Source organism: secondary endosymbiont of Ctenarytaina eucalypti (assembly GCF_000287335.1).
Classification (GTDB): Bacteria; Pseudomonadota; Gammaproteobacteria; order Enterobacterales; family Enterobacteriaceae.
In genome coordinates this window covers 531,597-556,106 of sequence record NC_018419.1, presented here as the reverse complement: position 1 = coordinate 556,106, position 24,510 = coordinate 531,597, and the positions used below count along the sequence as shown (strand labels likewise).

At 44.2% G+C, this 24,510-nt stretch carries 12 protein-coding genes and 1 tRNA gene; 7 read left to right on the top strand and 6 right to left on the bottom strand.

The annotated features are described in order from the left end of the window. Positions 1–353 precede the first annotated feature (353 nt). The 3 genes from A359_RS01565 to manX all read right to left on the bottom strand — a co-directional run bounded on the left by A359_RS01565 (position 354) and on the right by manX (position 3,058). Positions 354–1,205 carry a PTS mannose transporter subunit IID gene (locus A359_RS01565; protein ID WP_014888074.1) on the bottom strand — a complete coding sequence of 284 codons (852 nt, stop codon included), beginning with the start codon at positions 1,203–1,205 and terminating at the stop codon, positions 354–356. Between the two features lie 12 nt (positions 1,206–1,217). Continuing rightward, a complete protein-coding gene (locus A359_RS01560) occupies positions 1,218–2,018 on the bottom strand; it encodes a PTS mannose/fructose/sorbose transporter subunit IIC (RefSeq protein ID WP_014888073.1) in 801 nt (266 codons plus the stop codon). Positions 2,019–2,110: 92 nt separating this feature from the next. After that, positions 2,111–3,058: a PTS mannose transporter subunit IIAB gene (gene manX, locus A359_RS01555; RefSeq protein ID WP_014888072.1), complete on the bottom strand. Its 948-nt coding sequence runs from the start codon at positions 3,056–3,058 to the stop codon at positions 2,111–2,113. Positions 3,059–3,632: 574 nt separating this feature from the next. Here manX and A359_RS01550 point away from each other — a divergent pair. The 5 genes from A359_RS01550 to cysA all read left to right on the top strand — a co-directional run bounded on the left by A359_RS01550 (position 3,633) and on the right by cysA (position 10,671). After that, positions 3,633–5,183, top strand: coding sequence for a TerC family protein (locus tag A359_RS01550; protein ID WP_014888071.1), 1,551 nt, complete (start codon positions 3,633–3,635; stop codon positions 5,181–5,183). 1,714 nt (positions 5,184–6,897) lie between these two features. Then, entirely contained in the window at positions 6,898–7,890 is a 993-nt protein-coding gene (gene cysP, locus A359_RS01545) for a thiosulfate ABC transporter substrate-binding protein CysP (protein ID WP_407635081.1), read from the top strand. Further along, complete coding sequence (cysT, locus tag A359_RS01540) at positions 7,890–8,726, top strand: sulfate/thiosulfate ABC transporter permease CysT (protein WP_014888067.1); 837 nt, start codon at positions 7,890–7,892, stop codon at positions 8,724–8,726. Before cysP ends, cysT begins: the two co-directional genes overlap by 1 nt. Next, positions 8,726–9,583: a sulfate/thiosulfate ABC transporter permease CysW gene (gene cysW, locus A359_RS01535; protein WP_044104487.1), complete on the top strand. Its 858-nt coding sequence runs from the start codon at positions 8,726–8,728 to the stop codon at positions 9,581–9,583. Before cysT ends, cysW begins: the two co-directional genes overlap by 1 nt. Further along, positions 9,580–10,671, top strand: coding sequence for a sulfate/thiosulfate ABC transporter ATP-binding protein CysA (gene cysA / locus A359_RS01530; protein ID WP_014888065.1), 1,092 nt, complete (start codon positions 9,580–9,582; stop codon positions 10,669–10,671). The genes cysW and cysA overlap by 4 nt, the downstream gene beginning before the upstream one ends. A gap of 868 nt (positions 10,672–11,539) precedes the next feature. Here cysA and A359_RS01525 read toward each other — a convergent pair. Continuing rightward, positions 11,540–11,629: transfer RNA gene (locus A359_RS01525), tRNA-Ser, on the bottom strand. Positions 11,630–14,894: 3,265 nt separating this feature from the next. Between A359_RS01525 and uvrC the strand changes: the two genes are divergently transcribed. Together uvrC and pgsA are read left to right on the top strand one after the other, a co-directional pair. After that, a complete protein-coding gene (gene uvrC / locus A359_RS01520) occupies positions 14,895–16,724 on the top strand; it encodes an excinuclease ABC subunit UvrC (RefSeq protein ID WP_044104486.1) in 1,830 nt (609 codons plus the stop codon). A 58-nt stretch (positions 16,725–16,782) separates the two neighbouring features. Continuing rightward, positions 16,783–17,331 (top strand): CDP-diacylglycerol--glycerol-3-phosphate 3-phosphatidyltransferase, encoded by a 549-nt coding sequence (pgsA, locus tag A359_RS01515; protein WP_014888060.1) that lies wholly within the window; start codon positions 16,783–16,785, stop codon positions 17,329–17,331. Positions 17,332–18,733: 1,402 nt separating this feature from the next. Here pgsA and recD read toward each other — a convergent pair. Both recD and A359_RS04415 read right to left on the bottom strand, forming a co-directional pair. Continuing rightward, positions 18,734–20,653: an exodeoxyribonuclease V subunit alpha gene (gene recD / locus A359_RS01510; protein WP_014888058.1), complete on the bottom strand. Its 1,920-nt coding sequence runs from the start codon at positions 20,651–20,653 to the stop codon at positions 18,734–18,736. 1,062 nt (positions 20,654–21,715) lie between these two features. Next, on the bottom strand, positions 21,716–21,862 hold the full coding sequence (locus A359_RS04415) for a hypothetical protein (RefSeq protein WP_160142722.1): 147 nt from the start codon (positions 21,860–21,862) through the stop codon (positions 21,716–21,718). Between the last annotated feature and the right edge of the window lie 2,648 nt (positions 21,863–24,510).

Sequence of the window (24,510 nt, the reverse complement as noted above, 5' to 3'; positions counted from 1 at the left end):
ATTTTATGCTATTGCTGCAGTGAACCTGAGTGTTTTTAAGGCAAAAAGCTAAAGATTTGAAATAAATGATATTTGTTGCTATCGACTGATATAAAGAAAAGAATCATATTCTCATCGTAATATTGTTTCGCATTATTATTCTTCTTATCACACAGTAAGATAATAGATGTTAGGCCATTCAAGAACAAAACCCCTCGGGGCCGAGAAACGCATAGAAGACTCATGTCGCGTGGCCCCTGTAATGTACGATGAACACATGAAAGACAACGGGGAAAAGCAGTGCAATAATAAGCGAGCGCGTTTCTAAAAAAGAAAAAATTGAGAAGACAACTCGGGTTAGATAAGAATGGTCCTTACAAGCCCAACAATCCAGTCCAGTAGCCAAATATACCAATGATGAAAAATCCCATAATAATCCATAGTGCATTCACTTTTCGGCGCAGAAGCCACATACAGCCGAAGGTAAGTAATAGCGGAACCAGTCCTGGCATCAGTTGATCTAGAATCGTCTGGACTGTGGTGACGGTAGTTTGCCCCTCGATGTTAGTGATGCGGGATACTACACAAGGGATATTGACATGGGTCCATTTATTGACCAATGCCCCCATAACAAACAGTCCGAGGATCGAGGCCCCTTCCGTTAATTTTTGAAGGAAGCCACCGCTAATATCATTAACAATATTGAGCCCTTTACGGTAGCCATATGCCACCCCGTAATAATGGGTTGTTATGCGGATCAGGTTAAACAAAATAAAAAACAGCATAGGCCCGAGCAGACTGCCGCTCATGGCGATGCCAGCGCCTAGGGCAGCAAATACCGGTCGAACTGTGCCCCAGAAGATAGGGTCACCGACCCCTGCCAGCGGGCCCATTAAGCCGACTTTGATGCCGTTGATGGCAGCATCATCAATCGGGGCACCGTTGGCGCGCTGTTCTTCCATGGCCATGGTGACGCCCAATACCGGTGCTGCTACATAGGGGTGCGTGTTAAAGAACTCCAGATGTCGTTTGATTGCCTGCTTGCGGTCGTCATTATTTTCCGGATATAGGCGACGAATTACTGGCACCATCGAAAAACAAAAACCGAGTGCCTGCATGCGTTCAAAGTTCCAGGAGCCCTGGAACAGATTAGAGCGCATAAAGACGCCGCGTATATCGCCTCGCGTTAGTTTCTTTTGACCTTTAGCTGTTGTAGTGTCGACCATTGCTTTCACCTATTAATCCAGTTCATTATCGAGCTCTTTAGCAGTCTGATCCTGTGCGGCCTTTCCTGCAATCTGATTGTAGCGTGGGTTGAGCTGGATATAGATCATGGCCATGACCACGCCGATCACCCCTAGCGCCACCAAGTTAAAGCTAGTAAATGCTGCAGTGACGAAACCGAGATATAAGAAAGGCATCAAATAGCCAGCACGCATCATGTTGATTACCATCGCATAACCAACAACTACAATGATACCGCCAGCGATATTGAGTCCGCTGGTGACGACATCTGGAATCGATCTTAGCATATTGTGTACGGCTTCGGTACCAACCGATACACCAACGATTACCGCAGGAATAGCAATACGCATTGCCTGCAGCACCAGTGCCGAAACGTGTATCCAGCTCAGAGCAGTCAGATTGCCGCGTTCGGCGGCGCTATCGGCGGCGTGCTGAAAAGCAACAGTAATGGTACGTACAATGATAGTTAGCACTTGTCCTGCGGCCGCGAGTGGTATGGCGAGCGCGATACCGGCACCAACGCTTTGATGACCTACTATCACTAGTATGGTAGAGATAATAGAGGCCAGGGCAGCATCCGGTGCGATTGCGGCTCCTATGTTCATCCAGCCAAGCGCGATCATTTCTAATGTTCCACCGATGATGATACCAGTTTTCATGTCGCCAAGGACTAGACCAATCAAGGTACAGGCCACCAGCGGACGATGGAACTGAAATTCATCGAGAATCGAACCCATTCCTGCAATACAAGCGACGATGAATATCAGTAAAATTTGCAGTGTGCTAATCTCCATTGCACCTATCCTCTCTCTTAAGTCAGTAGAGCGATGACTCTGTTGTCAGGTAAAGGGACGCTATTATAAATGGTAATAGTTCGGCGTCGGGCTTATCGGCTGAGTTTTTTAATTAAATCCATCATGTTCAGCGCGGAATCGCTGGAAACTTTACGCACTTCTAGTTCAATACCGCGCTCATTGAGTTTATTGAACGCCTCAATGTCCTTTTCTTCTACCGATACAGCATGGTTCACTTGGGTTTTTCCCTGCCGGAAGGCCATACCACCAATATTAACAGACGTAATCGCGACACCCCCTTCAATGAGACGTAGGACGTCGACTGGGTTGGTAAATAACAGCATGACGCGGTCATTCGCATATTTCGGGTTATTGTAAACGCGGATAGCTTTGGCTACGTCAACTACATGGGCTGTGACTCCAGGAGGCGCTACCTGGGTGAGTAGAGTTTTTCGCACTTTATCTGCGGCTACTTCGTCGCTGACTACGATAATGCGTTTAACGTTGGTTTCCTTCGTCCAGCAAGTGGCTACTTGGCCGTGAATAAGACGGTCGTCAATGCGAGCTAAACCAATGCTCATGTGACCCTCTGATCGGGCGGACATCGATGATGAGGTTGCGCGTATCGGTGCCGGCGTCAGTTGCACGGTTTTCAGAGCTCTTACGCCAACACGACCGGTTTCTACTGCGATACCAACAAGTTCCTGAAAGGTAGGGGTATCGTCGCGAGCCATAAATGTTTCCGCCAGCATAGGGATATTAACACCCGTCACGACTTCATGATTCTCTTTATCGAGTACAATCCGGCTAGCTGCATTAAACGGACTCCCCCCCCAGGTATCGACTAGAAATAACACTCCTTCTGTCGTTTCAAGAGATGCTAGACGAGCCGCATATTTTTTAATTAATGTTTCAGCGTTTTCGCCGGGGACGAAATCGATCCAGGCCACGTTTTCCTGCGTGCCTAAAATCATTTCGGTTGTTTTTAGTAATTGCTCGGCCGCTAACCCGTGAGTGCCAATAATAATAGCAATGCTCACTAGATACCTCCTAATATTAAAAAAATGGGTTATGCGAATTGTGCAAAAGCCCTGTTGAGGGCTTTAACTATCACTCTTTGTTGGCATGACTAAAACGTCAGGAGTGATCTTTAACCTGAATTTTATTTTTTCGATATCTAAATACTTTTACTGATCTAAGCAAACAAACAGCTCTTGATTCAACGTTTATTTTAGTGTGTAAAAAAATAAAAATTGTGACGACGCGCAGTTATTTTCCTACTGTGATCAGTATAAACATACATAAAAGTGTCAGGGATAATAACTAATGAGTCTAAATTAAAATATTTTGTTCCGAGCTATGATGATCTGATACAATTGAAGTTTAAACTCATAGATAAAGAGAAAACACCTCTCAGATGGACTGTTTCCGAAGCTATTGCATTATGCTGTGTCCGCTCGTTCGGTTATCGCTTCCCCCTCACTGGCGCTTCGCGCTGGATCCTGCCTTACGTGATATTTGACTGACCCCCCTTAAGAAAGCGCGCATCTTAGCCGGCCAAGATGCGGTGCAAACTTTTAAGCATTACAGTCTAAATGCTTTACGGAGCCCGTGATGGAACTCTTAATGGATTCCTCAATTTGGGTAGGATTATTGACCCTAATAGTATTGGAGATTGTTCTTGGCATCGATAACGTAGTCTTCATTGCGATACTGTCAGATAAGCTACCGCCGAAAAAGCGCGATCGCGCACAAGTGGTCGGTCTTTCGTTAGCACTAATGATGCGCCTTGGGTTGTTGTCGCTGATTTCGTGGATTGTTACGCTGACGCGGCCGCTATGTGCTTTTAGCGACTTTTCTTTTTCTGGCCGAGAGCTCATCCTGCTTTTAGGTGGAATTTTTCTTTTATGCAAGGCAACGACGGAGTTGCATGAACGTTTAGACCATAAAGAACACGACAGTAGTGCTGGGCGAGGGTATGCTAGCTTTTTCGCGGTAGTAGTGCAAATTGTAATTCTTGACGCGGTATTTTCTTTAGATGCGGTCATTACGGCAGTAGGGATAGTCAACAATCTTCCCGTCATGATGATCGCGGTGGTGATTGCTATGGCAATTATGCTACTAGCATCTCGTGCGCTCACGCGTTTCGTTAACCGACATCAAACCGTCGTTGTGCTGTGTCTCAGCTTCTTGCTGATGATAGGTCTTAGTTTGATTGCTGAAGGGTTTGGTGTTCATATTCCGAAAGGTTATTTGTATGCCGCCATTGGCTTCTCAATGCTGATTGAGACGTTTAATCAGATTGCACGACGCAATTTTATCAGAAATCAGTCTATCAAGCCGATGCGCGAGCGTACCGCAGAAGCGATTATGCGTTTGATGAGGGGCGCTCCACAGCGCGAAATTGGCTCCGATGATGCGCCAAAAGCGTTGAGGCAAGTGCATTTTGCCGACGAAGATCGCCATATGATCACCTGTGTTTTGTCGCTATCCTCGCGCACTCTACGCAGTGTGATGACGCCGCGTAATAAGATAGCCTGGCTAGATTGCCAGCGGCCGACAGAAGAGCTACGTGCGACACTGATGAAGACACCGTACAACATGTTTCCGGTTTGTAACGGTGAGCTGGATCAGCTGATTGGTATAGTTCGAGCAAGGGATGTAATGGCTGCGGTGGATAGCGGAGAACAAGTAAAATCCTATGCCGCTGCTAATCCGGCGATTGTCGTCCTAGAAACCCTAGATGTATTGAAGCTGCTAGAGGAGCTACGTCGGGCGAAAGGCAGTATGGTGATGGTGTCTAACGAATTCGGCGTTTTACAGGGGCTTGTGACGCCGCTAGACGTGTTAAAGGCGATCGCTGGCGAGTTTCCCGACGAAGATGAGACGCCGGTAATAAAGGCCTACGAGGACGGCTGGTTAGCTAAAGGCCTCACTGATCCGCGTGCATTAAAGCAGATGCTAGATATGCAGGCGTCAGGTCTTGGGTGTGAGAACGTTGCCTCCTTGTCAGGGTTGTTGCTGTCTCAGTGTGATCAGATGCCCGCGGAGGGTGATGTACTGATAATGGACGAGTGGCGTTTTACTATTCGCAAAATGGTTGGATATCGCATTGAACTAGTTTGGATTGAACGCATAGCATCAAGACATGGCGACGAACAGTAGGTATTCATCAGCTAAAAGCGATGACACGGGAGACAAATATTCTCCGCCGGACCGCCACTGCTTTATGCATGAATGAGTAAACTATTAGCTATTGCTGCATGGACAGAAAAACATCTACTGGGTAGCGTGACTGCCTACTTTTTTACTCGAGGATCGTGCAATGACTACTGTTCCAATGATGCAGCAAGTGTTTTGCCTTTCGCTATGTCCTGCATAAGGCTGCGTTTACGCGATTGTTAAGCATTTCGAGCTACTGCTAAGATGTCTGGACTGTGCGTTTTTAGAAAAAATAAAAAAGTGCATATCAGCATCAAAATGTCAAAACTCAGTGAAAGTCTTGATTGAGTCGTTGATCTTAGGAAGATGAAGAGCCTTTCTAAGGAAGCATAAATACAGTCAGCAGCAAAATTTTGATACATGCAAAGTATGACCTCAGGTCTAATCTATCGCGAAAAGTATCTTCGTTGCTTTATTGCACAGCAAGACCAGTCATGAGCTGGCTTTATTTGATCTGACCAGTTCAAGTCCCGGGCAATATGTAGAAGGACAGCGCGGGCGCTTAGGATTGAGGTTAATATCATGATAGCCCATTCATGGAATGGTAGGAATGATTAGGAAGTATGCTATTTTACCATGAAAGTGTAATAGACAATTCTTGTTATCTCGGAGCGCTCTGTCCTCATAAAGTTTTGCTTTATGATTTTACATTGCAAATGGCACTCACTTGATGGAAGGGTGGCAAGAAATCTTTTTGTTGAACAAAGTCCTATTGAGGGAATAGATAACCGTTTTGCCGAAATAACTAGGAGAAAAATATTAGCTGGACCCATAATGATATGGCTAACTACTAAGTTAAAAATCAGCACAGGCACCTGCACCAGTCGTGCATAATGCCCTAACATTTTCAGAGAGCGGGTGCTGCTCACAGGCCCCATGTTTTTGCTGAAAAGCTATATTTTCAATTCACAACACACTACTAAATAGTCACGTTACATCTGGTTGATGATGCGAGGCTAAACAAGGATGATGATAATAGTCGCAACACTTAACGACATAAACTACTTGTATAAGAGAATAGCGTTCTCATAACATCAAATATAGCTTTAAAATCTCTGCTATCTTCTCATAAACTCTAATACATTCAAAAAAGATACGACGTTTCGATTGAACGTGCCCGCAGTGTCAATAGCGATTCATCGTTTAGGACTGTGTATACGATCACCTATGGTGATTTGTCGTAAGGATCGCAATCAGGACGGCGAGTTCTTTGATTTTTTAGCTTCACACCACACGGTCTATGCAGTCTTACTTGTGTACGTATTTTAAGTGCATTGGAGTACGTTCACTGAAGGGGGGGGTCACCGCTCGACGTTTGAGCTAAGCATTATGCTGTTGGTAGCTGAAGAAAAACCCTGCGCATAGCCACTTTTTCTAAGTTCGTAGATTTGCTACGGCGACATCTGATGACTGGATCCCTAACGTGCGAGGCGGCTAACCGCCTCTGTCAGGGCCTATGGGAGGCGATGTGGTCCAGTCTCTGCTCTTGACGGATGCTTTTGACTTATGCTTTTTGAGACTTGTAAATCACCAATCGATATATAAAAGCGTTACTAGTTATCTACGCGTTATAAATAGACTGTAAAGATATCTGGGCGGTTTTTGTCCTTCACCAATAGGATACATCATGACCTTTACGCTTTTTTTCAGCCGGGCAATGCGTGGGTGCGTCACAGTGGCGATGCTGGTCTGTGGACCAGTGCACGCCACGGCATTGCTGAACAGCTCCTATGACGTCGCCCGTGAGTTGTTCGCTGCCTTGAACCCTGGCTTTATCGCTCAATGGAAACAGGCGCATCCTGGAGATACGCTAACCATTCGTCAGTCTCATGCAGGATCGTCCCGGCAAGCACTAGCTATTTTGCAGGGGTTTCCAGCGGATGTGGTCACATATAATCAAGTCACGGATGTACAAATCTTTCATGATCGCGGTCAACTCATTGCCGCCGATTGGCGTGCTCGGCTGCCTAACCAAAGCTCGCCTTATTATTCGACTATGGCGTTTTTAGTACGTAAGGGAAACCCAAAAGGCATCTACGAATGGCGAGATTTAGCCCGGGAGGGCGTGCGGTTAGTGTTTCCTAACCCAAAAACTTCGGGGAATGGCCGCTATACCTATTTAGCCGCCTGGGGGGCGATGGAGGAAGCGTTTTACGGAAATCGCGATGAAACCCGTGCTTGGATGCAGAAATTTCTTGCCAACGTCGAGGTATTCGATACCGGCGGCCGTGGCGCGACAACGACCTTTGTTGAGCGTGGGCAAGGTGATGTGTTAATCAGTTTTGAATCAGAGGTTAATACTCTACGTGACCATGCCGGTTCTGGTAACTTTGAGGTTATCGTGCCGAGCACGAATATTTTGGCGGAGTTCCCAGTAGCCTGGGTAGATAAGAATGTAGAGAAGAACGGCACTACCCAGGTGGCCAAAGCTTATCTCAACTACCTATATAGTCATGACGCACAGCAAATTATCGCCGGTTTTTATTATCGGGTGAATGACGCGCAGCTGATGCATGAAAAGAAAAACCAATTTCCTCTGACTCGCCTATTTAGAGTAGAGGATCGGTTCGGCAGTTGGCCTTCGGCCATGGTCGAGCATTTCGATCGCGGCGGTGAATTAGACCAGTTGCTATCAGCAGGTCGCCGCTAATGTTAGGCTTGACTAACAAGAGAGTTCTGCCCGGCTTCGGCCTGAGCCTAGGGTGTAGCGTGTTTTTCGTCTGCCTAATTTTACTGCTACCGTTAAGTGCGCTGGTCATGCAACTGGCGCAGATGAGCTGGTTGCAGTACTGGAGTCTCATCACTGAGCCGGAGCTAATAGCGGCGTATAAAATTACGCTCATTTGTGCCGGAGTAGCGTCCATGTTTAATGCGATCTTTGGCATGTTAATGGCCTGGATTCTCAGCCGCTACCGGTTTCCAGGCCGTGTATTTTTAGATGGCTTAATAGATTTACCGTTCGCGCTCCCAACCGCAGTGGCGGGTCTTACATTAGCCACGTTATTTTCTACGACGGGCTGGTACGGTTTCTGGTTAGCGCAGCTCGGGATTAAAGTGTCGTATACTTGGATCGGTATAGCAGTGGCCATGGCTTTTACCAGCATCCCATTCGTGGTACGTACGGTGCAGCCAGTTCTAGAAGAACTCGGGCCAGAATATGAAGAGGCAGCACAAACTTTAGGCGCGAGGCATTGGCAGACGTTTTGTCGCGTCATTTTACCGGAAGTCGCTCCATCGCTATTAGCTGGAACTGCGCTATCTTTTACCCGTAGCCTGGGTGAGTTTGGCGCGGTTATCTTTATAGCTGGTAACGTTGCCTGGAAGACAGAGGTCGCCTCGTTGATGATTTTTATTCGCCTTCAGGAGTTCGATTACCCAGCGGCCAGCGCGATGGCCTCGGTCATTCTCTCGGTGTCCCTAATGCTTCTGTTTGGCATTAATGTGCTGCAATCATGGTTCGGTCGCCGACTAGGGAGGGGGAAATGATGACGAATATCTCCAGATTTAACGGCACCGTCCGCGCCCCTTTTCTTTGGAGGCAATGGATTTTGATCGGCCTGGGGGCATTCATTTCTCTACTATTGATTTTGATGCCGCTAATTTTTATTTTTGCCAGCGCACTGGCGGAAGGTCTAGCAGTTGTGGGGAAAAACCTCAATGATAGGGACATGCTACACGCGGTTTGGCTGACGGTGCTGATTGCCCTAATTACCGTGCCGATTAATGTCGTCTTCGGTACCTTAATGGCCTGGTTAGTAACTCGGTTTAATTTCCGAGGCCGTCAATTACTGCTGACGCTGATGGATGTGCCCTTCGCGGTGTCGCCAGTGGTGGCGGGACTGCTTTATTTGCTGCTTTACGGCAGCAATGGTGCTGTAGGAAATTGGTTAAATGAGCATGATCTTCAATTGATGTTTTCTTGTCCGGGTATGGTGCTAGTGACGATATTCGTTACATGTCCATTCGTAGTGCGTCAACTAGTTCCGGTGATGCTCAGTCAGGGTAGCGAAGAGGACGAAGCGGCCGTTCTATTAGGCGCATCTGGATGGAAAATGTTTCGCCTTGTTACACTGCCTAATATCCGCTGGGCATTACTATATGGCGTCATTCTAACTAATGCTCGCGCTATCGGCGAGTTCGGAGCCGTATCGGTGGTATCGGGAGCTATCCGAGGGGAAACTTATACTTTGCCGCTACAGGTGGAATTGCTATATCAGGATTATAACGCCGTGGGCGCGTTTACTGCTGCCGCGCTGTTGACATTTATGGCAATTGTAACATTATGCTTGAAGCGCGGGCTGCAGTGGCGCCTTGCGTGCTATCGAGAGAGGGAGGCGCAATGAGTATAGCGATCGATAAGATCACTAAGTTTTTTGATAGCAGCAAAGTACTGAACGATATCTCGCTAAACATCAACTCCGGGGAGTTGGTTGCGCTTCTGGGACCGTCCGGGTCGGGAAAGACAACGCTCTTACGTATTATTGCGGGGCTCGAATATCAAAATAGCGGTCGTGTATGTTTCAGCGGTAAAAATGTCAGTCGAATGCATGCCCGTGAACGTCACGTAGGTTTTGTGTTTCAGCACTACGCTCTTTTTCGCCACATGACCGTCGCTGAGAATGTTGCCTTTGGTCTGACGATCCTGCCCCGACGAAAACGTCCTGCGCAGTCCGTTATTAAGCAGAAAGTGGCCAGCTTGCTGGAGATGGTGCAACTAAGCCAGTTTGCTACCCGATATCCTTCCCTGCTTTCCGGTGGTCAGAAACAGCGCGTAGCCTTGGCGCGCGCCCTAGCGGTAGAGCCGGAAATTTTACTACTCGATGAGCCTTTTGGTGCTCTTGATGCACAGGTCCGTAAAGAGTTGCGCCGATGGCTGCGTCAGTTGCACGAAGAGTTAAAATTTACCAGTGTATTTGTCACTCACGATCAGGAAGAGGCGATGGAGGTCGCTGATCGGGTGGTGGTGATGAGTCAGGGTAATATTGAACAGGTAGGAACGCCGCAGGAGGTTTGGCGTGAGCCAGCAAGTCGTTTTGTATTGGAGTTTCTTGGCGAGGTCAATCGCCTAGACGGGGAAATCCGAGGGGCCGAGCTCTTGATCGGCCCGTGTCATTGGCCGCTTCATTACAGACCAGTGCATCAGGGGTCGGTGGAGTTGTTTTTCCGGCCGTGGGAGATGAGTTTAAGCGAAGAGTCTACTACTGCCTGCCCGTTGCCGGTACAGATTATTGATGTCAGTCCGCGGGGGCACTACTGGCAATTGGTGGTGCAGCCGATAGGTTGGCACACTGAGCCTTTGACGGTGACACGATCGGAATTAACTGCTATCACGCCTTCTCGCGGTGATCGCTGTTACCTAGGTGGTCAACACGCACGCATCTATATTGGTGATCAAGCCATGAAATCCATCGTTTTCAATGACAGAGCATAAGTTCTGCTTATTTCTTCTTATCACTAATCTTTTGCGTTCTGTTACTAGTCAACTATTGATAAGGCCTGTGGCCTCTTGCATTTGATAAGCCTATAAAGTTAAAGTCTGTAGCGTCTTATACATTTTGATTGCAATTGATGACATATTTATTTATCCACGTAAAATTTAAATATCTTTCCATAAATCGTGTTCTTAATGAAGAGACCAGAGCGTATGATGAATTTTGCTGTTAGTGGGGGCTATTTACGAGATCCGGGTATTGTGTTAATATTTTATTTTAACAACGTCATATAATTAAGTTCTGTGACCATTTTTATGGTCATGTAGACATAAAGGTAATGTCAACAGAGTATCTCTAGTCTTTCATTTTCTTTTGAAGCATTCCGGTCTTAAGGGCTCAATCTATATTTTTAGCATGCTTCTGTCAGCCTTACTTGACTATTTTACAAATAGCCACCAGATTGATAAGGTTTATGCATGAATCAATGACGAATTTCACTACCTGTTAACATCTATGTGCCGAGACAACCTGTAATGTTATTAGTATTTTACTGTTACTCTCATTGAGAGGCACTAATTGTTTAGTGTGCTGAGGAGATTATTACAAACACTTCGACTAAAGTAATAAAGCCTCCAGTTATTTGAAGTTTTCTACCTATAGTTTACAGGCAATGAGAGATGATAGAAGAAATATTTATTGAATTAAAAGAACGGAGAGAGTTGCCATATAAGTACTTGAACATTAACATTATACGGCTAGATTTTATGAAAAAAGCGTACATATGAGGTGATCAAAACTTCATACTAGCAAGATAGCAGTAATTTGCTAGAAGAGACTGTATATCCCCCGGTGGATTTATGTGTAGTCTGGCGGTGAGGGAGGGATTCGAACCCTCGATATACATTCGCATATACACACTTTCCAGGCGTGCTCCTTAAGCCGCTCGGACACCTCACCAAATAATTAGTACATGTGTCAAAAGAAAATTAGTATAGGAATACCATCTTTTATAGTCAAGTATAATTTTGACATCAAGTGCTATTTTCATAAAATATGAGGCTGTATTTGATTGATCACTGATGACCCTTTCTTTCAGGAGATTGAGATGAGGTTGTACGAATAAACTACTGAAAATTAGAACCTCAAAGACAACATCCTTGAAGTGGCGTTGTTAAATTCTTTACAGCTTATGACAAGTTATGCACTGTGGCTTCTGTGGCTTGTATTCCTTATCGCTAGCAGCGCAACCCAAGAACGTGATTGCACGCTACTATTGCAATTGCTTCTCTTTTCTTTTGTAGAGGAGCACCCAATAAGTTTTTGAACCGGAATATATCTGCTGCAGCGATTGAACTCAGATAATATAAATAAAATTAAAAAATTTTTCTTTTCTTTGAGAAAAACCTTATTGTATTAGCGTGAATATGAGTCTTCTTCTAGCGTAGAAAAAATATGCAGTAATTTTAACCGAAAAAAGTGCTGATTGAGATACTCTCCATTGCATGCCATGTTTTACAGCGATGATTGAACGCTAGAGATGCTTGGACACTTGCTGAGAATTTACACACGTCACGACAAGATTTGACCATCAGTACTAGCTACATAATGCAAGGCTTGCATTTTAAAATAACGGCCCTGACAGTTTGTTTGCGTGGTCGAGAGACAGCAGCTTCAGTCCTAATATATTTGACGCAATATCCTCTTATTGCTATGTAAGCTATTTTGCAGCAGTGAACTGAGCAGCGCGCTATCTTCTATACTGTCCGGCGCATTACTCATAGCTGTATTATAACGATTGCAGTTACAGATAACGTGTCGGCGCCTTATGTTTTTTGAATTAATAGATTTAATCGTGATGAGGCATGACTTTATGAGAACAAAGTACACCGGACAACACTAGAATTTTAACTACAATGTATGAGAAGAGCAGTCAAACTACTTTTAATTCAAAAAGCTTCGATTCTCGTGATACAACGCACTTCGTGCGTAACTAAGGGATATTTCTGAGTTATGCACTCTTGTTCTATAGAGTGCGTCTGTCTCATTGAAGATGAATCTCCACTTTTAGCACAGAATGCATTAACTGTTAACCCATGTTACCAAAAAACACGTCGAGGGACAATAGATATGCTCTTCCGCAATAAATTACTAAAACCAGACGGGGCTGTATCAAGAAGGATACATGACAACCCGGAGACACTGTAAGAAATCACTTTTAGTTTATTAGGCGTAAAGTAATATCTTTTCCCTGTTTATCATGATTGCCGCTGAGACGCTTATTTTAAGCGCGTAGAGATAATCATATTATAGCATGAAGAATCTTCGACCCTGCAGCTAGATAATCAGCTGTATTTTTTCAGTCAAAAAACATCATTCTAGTAATGTATATTACTAGCTTTATGGATTTCTGTTGCCTAGATTTACTTCTGAATTTGCTTTATAAAATGCAGCAGAAGCTATTGATTGTTAGGACTGATGTGTGATAAAGAAATAGCAATCATTTATACCTAGTGCTGGCTACTACCAAATTGATTTTACGTCTGATGCTGTGTTTTTCTATATAAAAACTGAAGCACGGGATCATATCACTACTTTTATGCTGTTATGCTGATACGAGAAGGGGCCGCCCCCATGAGAAAAGAATAGTCTTCGCATTTTTCAGGTAGTGCTGTAAGTTTACAATAGATTCCAGGAATCTTTTTCATGCTCTTCGCGCAAAGCCGACGATCTTGTTTTATGATTCGAACCTCATCAATAGTTTATTTAAGCAGAAAAGTAACCGGTTTACTTGCCAAGAGCAATGTTCTTTACTTATCAAAAATAGATTACGCAGACCTGTATATTTTCAGACAGCGGCGCTGTTTTAGGCCTGATTGTAAGAACTCTAGTTATTGATTTGAAATGGTCGGCTTGCTATAGGGCGCATGTTTTAAAATGAAGACAGTAACATGCTCTAATGTTTACCTCGTGATCTATGTATTTAGGTAAGCATTAGGCATCCCTAACACTAACCGCATTTCGTAAGAATAGAGATGCTAGTAGGACGCTCACGACATCATTCTAGTGTATTCAGAAATGCTTTTGTAATGATGTTCCTGAATGAGAAAAAGTCTTTTGAAAAAAAATCTTTTACTTTATTGCTTTAGTAAATTTTTTACTCTCTAAAGCGTAAAGCGATACAGTCACCCCGATCCGGAAACAGCTTTGAGATGAAGAGGTTTTTTACTAACACCGCATCTCAGAACTGCATCATGCCTTGCTGTTCAATAAGATCTTGATGTTATTGCTACATCCCCCTACTGTTCGTAGAAAAGTGTTGATAGCCGCATGAACCTGTAGGTAATGCAGGTTGCGGGAGAGAGGTTTTTAGCCATAAAAAAGGAATAAACTATCTTGATATTCTAGCTTTATTGTAGTTTAATCTCTAGTAGAGCGAGTACTAGAGCATCTAAAATGAGTGCGCCCAGGCAGACACGGCTAAATTTTGAAATCAAAAGAAGATACTGCTTTTTTGATTTGCTGTACATTTTTAATATGCAGTATTCAATATTTTCTTCACTTTATATCATACCCAATGTTTTTAAATAACGTATGACTACTCATTGATCTTTAAAGAGATATTATACATTCTTCAAGATACCAAAGTTTCAAATAAATTAGAACAGCATTTTTTAGCGACAATGCGCTTAAGTTGTACGGAACAATTTCAGCACCGTCTCGTATTCATGGATATGAATACGACGGGCATAAATAGATGCAAGGCTACATACAAACTCGTGTGATTTTATTCGAGCATAAAAGTCATTCTGTTGACCTTTTACACAAACAGTTATTTTTGCTAAAGTAATGCAAAGGTTGCTGCGCGATACTTTAGAAAAGCCGCCTACCTGAGCGAATACAGGTGTGTCCTAGGCTCGGCATACCCTATTAAGCCGTGCACAAGATACAATCCGCTATCGCTTAGCAGATAACCCTAATTCAGCTGGAGCTTTAGGCCGCTATCTCTTTGAGATATGTATCTAAATAAGCGCTCTAAATCACGCGTGCTGGTTACCTACTTTCACAAGGCCAGTGGCCCCGTTCAAACAACTCAATCAGCTCCCTAAAACTATGCATAGCTATCGTTATCGGACATTTAGTGCACAAAAAAGCAGCGGTGAAGTAGAATCACGCTATCTGGCTATTCACTATAGGTTGTTCTAAATAGAGATTTGATGCAGTAGTGAGTGATAATTTTAACGCTAAACAGTTTCTGAGCACGGTAACCAGTCAGCCTGGAGTCTATTGCATGCATGATGCATCTGGTACGGTTATCTATGTCGGCAAGGCCAAAGATCTAAAAAAACGTCTGGCGAGCTATTTTGGTACTCACCTGACCACTAAAGCCTCATGTCTGGTGAAAAAAATTCGGTATATTAATGTGACCATTACCCATACTGAAACCGAAGCACTACTACTAGAGCATAACTATATTAAGCTGTATCAGCCACGCTATAACGTATTACTTCGCGATGATAAATCGTATCCTTTCGTTTTTCTCAGCAGCGATGCGCACCCTCACCTCATAGCCCATCGTGGGGCTAAGCATGCAAAGGGGGAGTATTTTGGGCCGTTTCCTAATAGCGATGCGGTCGAGAAGACCCTCTCCATTTTAAAAAAGCTATTCCCCATTCGTCAATGCAAGGATAGCGTATATCGTCATCGCTCACGGCCGTGCCTACAGTATCAGATCGGTCGTTGTCTGGGCCCATGCGTGCCGGGGCTAGTCAGCGATGAGGCATACCAGCAGTACGTGGAATATGTCCGCTGTTTCTTGTCAGGCAAAGATGACAAGGTGATTGATCACCTTGTGGAGCAGATGGAGTTGGCAAGTCGTATGCTAAAGTTTGAGGATGCAGCGCGTGCGCGAGATCAGATCCGTGCGGTGCGCCGAGTCACGGAAAAACAGTTTGTTACCGGCGCCCGGAAAGATGTAGACGTTATAGGCGTATCATTCGCCGCCGGTATCGCGTGTATCCATGTTCTGTTTATCCGACAGGGACAAGTATTGGGTAGCCGTAGCTATTTTCCAACAGTGCCTTCCGGAACGGACTTGGCAGAAGTAGTACAGACTTTTGTCGGGCAATTTTATCTTCAAGGCAGTCAGATCAGGTCGCTACCGGAAGAGATTCTATTAGACATTCCACTGCCTGAGAAAGAAGTGCTAGTAAGCGCACTTAGTAAGAAAACAGGAAGGCGCGTGAGTATCCGAACAAAACTGCGTTTCTATCGCGCTCAATATTCAAAGCTAGCCTATACCAATGCCGCGACGGCGTTGATGGCAAAGCTATCGCAGCAGTCAACAGTACATCAACGGTTATTGGCCCTGGAAGAACAATTAAGCATTGCGAAAATTAAGCGAATGGAATGTTTTGATATTAGCCATACGATGGGCGAACAGACGATCGCCTCTTGCGCCGTTTTTGATAGACACGGACCGGCGCGCGCTGAATATCGCTGTTATAGCATTCAAGGGATTACTCCTGGTGATGATTATGCTGCAATCTTACAAGTCCTTCGCCGTCGTTATGGTAAAGCTCTTGAAGAAAAGAAAAGACCGGACGTGGTGATTATCGATGGTGGTAAAGGGCATTTGGGTATAGCTAAATTGGTTTTCAAGGAGCTGGACGCATTTTGGGACACATCAGGTGTAGTCTTGCTTGGGGTAGCAAAAGGCTTAAACCGTAAAGCTGGCCTGGAAACGCTTTTTTTTGAACCGCATGAATCGGGGATAGCACTTCCGACAGATTCTCTAGCGCTGCATCTGATTCAGCATATCCGTGATGAATCACATAATCATGCGCTTACAGGTCATCGCAATAAGCGTGCGAAAGTAAAAAATACCAGCTCACTAGAATTGATTCAGGGAGTAGGATTGCGACGTCGACAGTCGCTACTAAAGTACCTTGGCGGCCTGCAAGCGTTACGAAATGCTAGTATAGCGGAAATAGCCCAAGTACCGGGTATCTCGAAAGTCTTGGCCGAAAAAATATTTAATGCATTGAAACACTAGCTAAAATATAGCAACATACTTGTTATCCCCACCCAGGCCAGATAGTTCACAACGTTTTATGCAACTGAATATACCGACTTGGATTACTCTCTTTCGCGTCTTCACGATGCCATTTTTTTTCCTAGCTTTTTATCTCCCCTTAAAATGGGGACCGCTTAGTTGCTCGCTAATTTTTATTTTCGTAGCGGTAACAGATTGGTTAGATGGCTTCCTGGCGCGAAGGTGGAAACAAACGACCCGCCTTGGTGCTTTTCTCGATCCCGTTGCGGATAAAGTGATGGTTGCTACAGCCTTGGTGCTCGTAGCAGAACATTTTCATTCATGGTGCATAACATTGCCTGCAGCAATAATGATTGCACGTGAAATCCTCATCTCCGCATTGCGTGAGTGGATGGCGGAAATAGGTAAACGCAGCAGCGTCGCGGTTGTCTGGATTGGTAAACTAAAAACTACCGCGCAAATGCTAGCATTAGTAGCATTGCTGTGGCACCCGGATGACATAGTGTCAGCGATAGGCATTGCTGCGCTATATGTCTCTGCAGTGCTGACTTGCTGGTCAATGTGTCAATATCTGTCTTCTGCCTGGCACGATTTGTGTGAGAATTAAAAAAGCTCTATAAGAATCAGAGATGCGCTTTTTATATTCCCGGGAAAATTCATGCTTATATTTAATGTTTGACGTAAAACGATCTGCTTGCGAATCTAAATTTGCGCCTCCCTCTGCACGTTACCTTACTTCGGATACTCTTTTTTTAGAATCAAAGCTTTTCAAATATTAAACGCTGTCTTGTAAATCTAATATTATTCGCCCTATGACAAAACTGATACACAAAGCATATGTATGTAAACTAAGGTCTAGCAATATAGTGAGCCTGGCGTTCAAGTGCTTTATGGCGCCGGATTGCGTCCGTGATAGTCTCAACTTTCAGTATAGGGCTTGCTGACCGTATAGTTTTATGCCCTGGTTGTGGTGTATTGCATTTTTAGGTGATGACCTCAATGAGATGATCGTGGTTGAGAATGTTCTTTTTTTTAATACACGCGTCGTATTTTTTTTGAATCACAAAAATCATGCTTTTCTTCTATGGAAGGTTGAAGAGACAATGTCTGTCATCTAGGATGTGCCGCTTTCTCATCAGGCTTAACTGTATAAGTGAAGGTTTCAAAGCGGATCTGAGTCAGTGAGGGTGCTGCATAATATCTCATATTATTACATACAGTCTATGGATAGGAGATATTGATCTAGCCTATGATGCTAAAATTAAGTCCATGCCGAAGATGTTGAGTCTGTAAGATAAATACCCTAAAAAAGGGTAGCAAAATTTATTGAAAAAAGCAGTCTATCAGAGGGAAGCATTGCCCCGACAGGCTGGTTTTAGGCAATTTGGATACTATTAAGTCATGCTGACAACGTGTAATTTAATTCAACACGATGATTATCGTAACAGTAATCTGCAGATTATAGTGTTCGGGAATTACAAAACTATCAAGAAGCGTTTTGAATCAGCACATACCCTTAGGGAGTGACTTTGCGCTGAGAGTAATTCTTGTTCGTTTTCAGGTATTCTTAGTGGCGCCAAGAGACTACCGCCCGACCGCTTTAGTGATGCTCATTATCCCCGTCTGGCGAATACCTTTTATTTTTTAACTTATAGAACATTAGTTTTCTTTTGTGCTCATCTGAGAATCATGCTAACAGGATTTTTTAAATCAAACGATTGAAGCCTATCGGGCTATGTAAAGTAACATATTGTAATTAGATCTTATGGGAACACGGAACGTTCGAGATTATAAGTATTGTTTTATAAACCATTATAGCAGAATATCATGATGCTTTATTATTTAATAAGGGAAACAAGATGTATATCTACTAATATTAAATGACTATTTTATTGCATTCCATCTCCGTAAGTATAGCCAGGGAAGGTAATAAAAATTATTATCATACTGTTTTCTTTCAATCCTACAGCGAAAAGCAGAAGCCAGAGTGGTAATCTTTGTTGCGCGTATCAGCAGATTTTAGATGATGACGGGAAAGCAGTCTCACCATCTGCTAGCCGTTCAATCAGGCCACTACACCGCTGAGTTTTTGTTGCAATAGCATACTGCAATACCTCGTCAGTCGCGTACAGTGATAACCGTTCTCGGGCACGCGTGACTGCGGTATATAGTAATTCCCGCGTTAACACTGGAAAGCTCTGACTGGGTAACGCTAGCGCTGTACAATGGAACTCCGACCCTTGGGATTTGTGCACCGTCATCGCAAATGCCGTCTCGTGCTCCGGGAGCTGCCTGAGGTGTGCTGTTTTGACGTCGCCGTCCGGAAGAGAGAAATACCCGCGTAGTATTTTTTTTTGATCCCAGAGTAGTATGCCGATATCGCCGTTATACAGCCCGAGTGTCGGTGCATTGTGCAGGATCATCACCGGCCGACCTGCATAGTAGCGACCAGTACTACCGAGGACAAGCAGTCCTGAACGGACCAAAGCATGCTCAATACGTTCGTTTAGACCCGACACCCCAAAAGGCCCTTCCCGCAACGCACAGAGCAGGCGGAAGTGGTTAAAAGCATCTAGAATTTCGGCCGGCGAATCATGGTTCCACACCCGCTTCCAATACTCCCTATAGCCGTCAACACAATCATCGATCATGCGCTGATATTCCGCCTCCCCCCGCAGCTGTGAGTAGACGACATCCTTCACCGTTCCGGCGTGCAGCAACGCTAGTGCTGCGCTGGCATTGCCAGTATTGACGGCATTTGCTAGCTGGCCAATACCGGATCTTTCATTGAAGCGATAGCTTTTACGTAGCAAACATAAACTATCGGCAACTCCATAACCGCCGCTGTTCGAGCATGCGGGTAGAGGCGCTCCTGTTAATCGTTCGAGTTCCGCGCAACGCGAAAGGCTGTAACCGGCATCGGAGAAATGGCAGAGATCACCTAACACAGCCCCCGCCTCTACCGACGATAGCTGGTAACGATCTCCTAGGAATATAACCCGGGTTTTCGGCAGCAGTGCTGAAATCAGATTAGCCATCATAGGTAAATCAACCATTGATGCCTCATCAATAATGAGAGCATCTAGATGAAGCGGGTTTCCACGATGATACTGTAGCCGCTGGCTGTTGCGCCGAGCCCCCAGCAAACGGTGCAGCGTTATCGCTTCGCGCGGCAGACACTGTCTCTGCTCTTCAGTGAGCCTGAGACGCTGTAGGGCCAGGCCAAGAGATGTGCTGAGCCGCGCAGCGGCCTTACCGGTAGGAGCCGCCATCATCATGCGCTGACGGCCGCCGGAACTCAACTGCAGCAATGCTGTTAGCAGCTTTGCCACTATAAATGTTTTTCCGGTGCCCGGTCCTCCTGATATCACTGATACTGGGCGCGTTATCGCAACCGCCGCAGCGATTTTTTGCCAATCGATTACTGCTTTCTTACCGGGAAAATAGCGCGCTAGTAGTGAGGCAATAGTAGTTTCGTCATTGATCACTAGCTCCGTCCTCATCTGATTGAAGAACTTTGCTACTGTGCACTCATCTTCCCACGTGCGGTGTAAATACAAGCGTTGCCTGTCTAGAACCAGAGGTGTTGGACATGAGCCGTCGCTGACAGCATTGGATGCCAGCAAGTGTCGTTGCCATTCATGCAGAGAAAGCCCGCCAGCGCACAGCCACGCTTGCTGCGCTAGCGTTGGCATACGATTTTCAAATAACTTCCCCGGCATCAATAAAGTCAATGGGAGACATACATGGCCGGCGCCGGCATAAGCGCTAAGGCAGGCGCTAGCCAACATCAGCGCGGGCTCAGCGTGTGTGGCCAGCATGCGGGAAAAGTGAACGTCAAGTGGCCGAAAAAGAAATAAACTTTTGGCCTCGGAAAGAATATCTTCCATTAAAAAACCTTTTGTGTGAGGACTGTATGCCGTAGCCATCGGTTTCCTCTAGTGAGGTAAAAACTATGTAGATAGTTTAAAAAGAACAGTGCGGTTAACCATCAACCGTTAACTGAAGTAATTTGCAGAGCTTTTATTATGTTAGCACATTGTAAAAATGAATCAGGAATGATTTTCCCTCACGATTTTTAACTAAAGCACTAGTCATAATTCATGTTTTTAATTCTCATAAGACACCAACAGTGCTCTTGAATTAGTCAGCACTCCTGACGTGTGCGCTAGTAGGAAGGACTTATTTTGTGTGATGTATAGACCATTTGGTGTTGTTCATGGTGCAATCTAGTGACGGGCTGCGAACAGTAGTAGTGGCTCGATGGCCTTATCCATCAGAGTCGAGAAGACATAGCTGATTACTAAAAGTTACCTAAAACCAGAATATAGCGCTTTTAGCCGATGATCACCGGTTACGCTTTATTTTCTTTTCTCATTCCATGTCTCCTTACTACGGCTTATACGCTGATTGTCAACCGAGTACTTATGTGCAGAGTATATGCGGTGGTAATATTAACAATTCACTGAGGCGTGATCGACGCCTTGATTGTCTTGCCGAATAGAGGATGATGGTCAAAATCTTTATTTGCAGCGCATTCAGCTCTGACTGCTTTGCTAGTTTTTGACTCTATTTTATCAAAACTCACAGAACGAATCTCTTCTATCCTAACAAAACACTTTCAGGCCGGATCTGTCAATGATCAAAATAACCTCATAGGTTGCTCGCCACGGCGTGTTGACCTCTTGTTTCGATAATCTTTGTTGAATAAACATCCGATACTATGAGCTCAGTGCACTGATTGATGAGTATCACTTAAAAATATGAACTGAGACGTTGTCGGTTATCTAAGCTCAGCTTCCAAAATAACCTCAGTGCCGCCCATTCCTTTGATTGACGCATCTAGACTTCACCTACCGTGCCGGTAAAGAGTAGAGAAAATATACGTCAATTGAGGTGTGGGCAGATGCCAGTCGTCGAGACTGATAAAGATTAGCTTCTGCATCCCCACCATCACATTTGCAGAAGTGAAAGCAAGTTGGCGAAGAACCCTAACCGATAGTGGCGATAGCCCGAAAAGAGACAACATATGCACCCCGAGCATTGGCAAAGCGCAGGGGAAGCATGTCTGCGCCTTTCTCATTCTTATCGACGACCCTGATAAAGCGATTAAGACTTAGGATAAGAGTAATAGCCATGATTGGGAAGACGTCATGCAGGCAGCAATAATAGCATGAGGGGATATGCTTTTGACAGAGCGGTAGAAATGATAATGGCGATGACTTGCATGACGTATACTTGCTAGATAGGGTATCAGCTAAGCCGATGGAGCCGGTGCGAAGGACTATAACTATATATAGCATTTGGACTGTAATGTTGCTTCCTCATTACTCTCATAATCTTTTCCATAGTCTCATTTCTAATGCAATATTATTTGGCTTTTGTTAACATGATAATTAATAGTATCTTGAGAAAGACCAGCGAGGTCTTGCATTGCATTACCCTCACATAAAACCCCTTTAATTTTATCAAGGCATTTTTTTCGCGCATGCTTATAGCCAACCAGGGAGGGCTGAAACCATCCTACAGCTATCAGCACGCATTCTTAGCTCACAGAGCGTTTGTAACTCAGGTTTATTGATAATTCTCGAAGATTGTAATCGCACATTATTAAAATATCCGCGTTATATTCTTTTCTTATTGATGCTCATAGCGCGCTAGGGAATAGGCATGCGACAATTTTAAAATACATAGACATATTTTATGGGTGAAATGCACCGCTTGTTTCTATAATACAAAATTATACGGTGGTATTTCATAAGAAGTAGTAACGCTGCGATTAATGTACTTCTAGTGCAGTTTGTAGAAAATATGATTATATCAATGATACGCTAAATCTTACTGTATGATAAATCTGCACTCTTTTCTAGAAAACGTTATAGCTGTATCTTGATTATCGAGGTATACAAGTAGATATGGATCAAATTTTCGTTGATATGCCAAGAAATTGTTTTAGATGTAGGGATACTAAACAGGCATTGAGAATTAGCCTGAGGTCTGGTGCTGATGTATTTAAAACGTATACCACAGCAGTTTTCAGATAATACATTTCTACACATTACAATCCGTATCTATTTTCAAGAAGAAAAAACATGCCTGCGCGTTCAAGATCTTCTTAAACAGAATAGAATCTCTAACCATTTGGTAGTTATCAGCACGATTGATACGCAATGCGAATGACGTGTCGTCCTCTTAATAGCACAAGCATGTGAAGAACTGCAACTATATTAGTACTGATAATTCTGATTCGGATTTATATGATTACCCAGAATTTTTTTTGAAACAAAAATATGCCCCTCCTGGACAGGAGGGAGGACGTCATAAGCTGCCTGTTTGCAGATATTATGCTGCTTCTAAGATTCTCAGCAGTAGCTGAGTGGTTAGGCGCATGGCATGGGAATGGACAATATTGCGCACTTTTCAGTCAGAGAGGCATGTTTTTCTTTTTCGATACAGAACAATAAAGGGAAGGTGTATCAGCATTGCTGCTAGACCGCTAGTTCCGGATTGTTTGATCGGTCTCTTATCTTATGTTTAGTAGAGACTGCAGATCAGTGAAACGCCTATACGCTAAACAAGATATACAGGACTGTATGTGTTGCATTACCAACGGCCTAACGGGGTAGCGCTTGCATGACACTCGGAGTGTCCCGCCACTACACTACCTCGGACATGTGATGTTTTTTTCACTACAAACTGTCAGGCTGATCTTATCAATCACTACAAGTACGCTGTCACTGACAGTAAACTTTTATGCTGATAAAAGCCGCCTGCTAGTTGATTTTTGAATACAAAGAAGTCCAAGTATCTTAGTAATCACCCGTAAGCTTACAAATGCAGTTATCTAAAGCCTCATGAGTGTTTAGAAAAAGCTCTAATATCCGTTGCATGAGCAGTATCGTAGCGATGCCCTTATCTGGGCAAAAGAGTAATCAGCTGCAGCTTCCCAGACAATGATCTCTGTTGATGAAGTAATCACTAATTGATTCATGACTTCGGTTAGGCACTACTCTACTTGATGGTTTGTTGCTCAGTAAACAGCAGTTGCTATTTTAAGCGTTCTTTCGGAAGAAAGAAGATGCATTACTATCAGTATAGTGATCTGTACCAATAATTACCTTAAGTGCATTTCTTCAACAAAATTTTTTTGTCAAAATTTCTATAAAGAAAAGATATTTTGTAATTTTAATTACAAGCGAATAATGATACATAGCCTGATATGATTTTAGCCTATTTTTCGATGTAGCATGTGGGCTGCTGCTGAATAGCAATAAACGATGCAAATAATCTTCTTTGTAGTAATGTGGTCCCTTGACAATGTTTTTATACCATTCGTAAACTGTGTTTCTTTAAAATGGATACGCAAGAATCGTGATGAATTTTTTTGGAGTCGTAAGACACCTGTTTCGTGGCGTAACCATGGTTCACCTTAACAGAAAGAGCCGATGCATTTTCCCTGCCCGTTATCAGATCAGGATGCAATAAAAAGTCGATAGCTTTAACTGTATGTACCATGCATCTCTATCAGCTATATTTATGGCTACTCGCCAGGAGACCTGGACAAGGACTGAATACATGCCGTCATGAGTCTTAAGTGTAAATTCGCAGGGTTTCCAGCACCGCGTTGTTTCGGCAGGCATACGTATCAGCGTATAGTGACTGACGATAGAAGCGTAGAGCGCTGAGAACTCTTCGGCAGCATGTTCTGTTCTCAAAAGAGGTGATGTGGGTTAGGAATTGAATCAGTTTCCGTTTTGGCAGGGAGCACTTGTTATCACTACGCTGC

Bases quoted from the DNA above. Each gene is read 5' to 3' on its own strand.
- A359_RS01565 (WP_014888074.1), bottom strand. From the start codon at position 1,205: ATGGTCGACACTACAACAGCTAAAGGTCAAAAGAAACTAACGCGAGGC.
- A359_RS01560 (WP_014888073.1), bottom strand. From the start codon at position 2,018: ATGGAGATTAGCACACTGCAAATTTTACTGATATTCATCGTCGCTTGT.
- A359_RS01550 (WP_014888071.1), top strand. From the start codon at position 3,633: ATGGAACTCTTAATGGATTCCTCAATTTGGGTAGGATTATTGACCCTA.
- cysP (WP_407635081.1), top strand. From the start codon at position 6,898: ATGCGTGGGTGCGTCACAGTGGCGATGCTGGTCTGTGGACCAGTGCAC.
- cysT (WP_014888067.1), top strand. From the start codon at position 7,890: ATGTTAGGCTTGACTAACAAGAGAGTTCTGCCCGGCTTCGGCCTGAGC.
- cysW (WP_044104487.1), top strand. From the start codon at position 8,726: ATGACGAATATCTCCAGATTTAACGGCACCGTCCGCGCCCCTTTTCTT.
- cysA (WP_014888065.1), top strand. From the start codon at position 9,580: ATGAGTATAGCGATCGATAAGATCACTAAGTTTTTTGATAGCAGCAAA.
- pgsA (WP_014888060.1), top strand. From the start codon at position 16,783: ATGCAACTGAATATACCGACTTGGATTACTCTCTTTCGCGTCTTCACG.
- recD (WP_014888058.1), bottom strand. From the start codon at position 20,653: ATGGCTACGGCATACAGTCCTCACACAAAAGGTTTTTTAATGGAAGAT.
- A359_RS04415 (WP_160142722.1), bottom strand. From the start codon at position 21,862: ATGGCTATTACTCTTATCCTAAGTCTTAATCGCTTTATCAGGGTCGTC.